Origin of the sequence: Stenotrophomonas sp. A3_2, assembly GCF_036624925.1 — a bacterium.
GTDB classification, from domain to species: Bacteria; Pseudomonadota; Gammaproteobacteria; order Xanthomonadales; family Xanthomonadaceae; genus Stenotrophomonas; species Stenotrophomonas hibiscicola.
The window spans coordinates 1-302 of record NZ_JAZKVY010000208.1 but is presented as its reverse complement, the minus strand read 5'-3'; the positions used below and the strand labels follow the sequence as shown (position 1 = coordinate 302).

Here is a 302-nt window from a genome sequence, read left to right as displayed (position 1 = left end):
AGTGAGCGCCGCCAGCACCCCGGCCAGGAACCAGGCGAGGGCCGCGAAAAACCCGCCCAGGATCAGCCAGGCGATGTTGAGCAGAAGGGTCATCGCGGCGGCTCAGATGGCGTAGTCGAGCGCCGGGATGCCCTGGTCCATGGTGAGCGCCGGCATGTGCTGGTGCTTGGCGCCGACGGCGCGGGCCGGGTTGCCCACCACCGTGGTGTAGGGAAGCACGTTTTCCAGCACGATGGAGCCGGCGCCGACCTTCGCACCCTCGCCCACCGTGATGTTGCCGAGCACGGTGGCGCCCGCGCCGA

At 70.2% G+C, this 302-nt stretch carries 1 pseudogene; it reads right to left on the bottom strand.

What is annotated here, in order from left to right:
- Window positions 1-102: 102 nt before the first annotated feature.
- Window positions 103-302 (bottom strand): annotated as a pseudogene (locus R5H29_RS07085) (hypothetical protein); the annotation flags it as partial.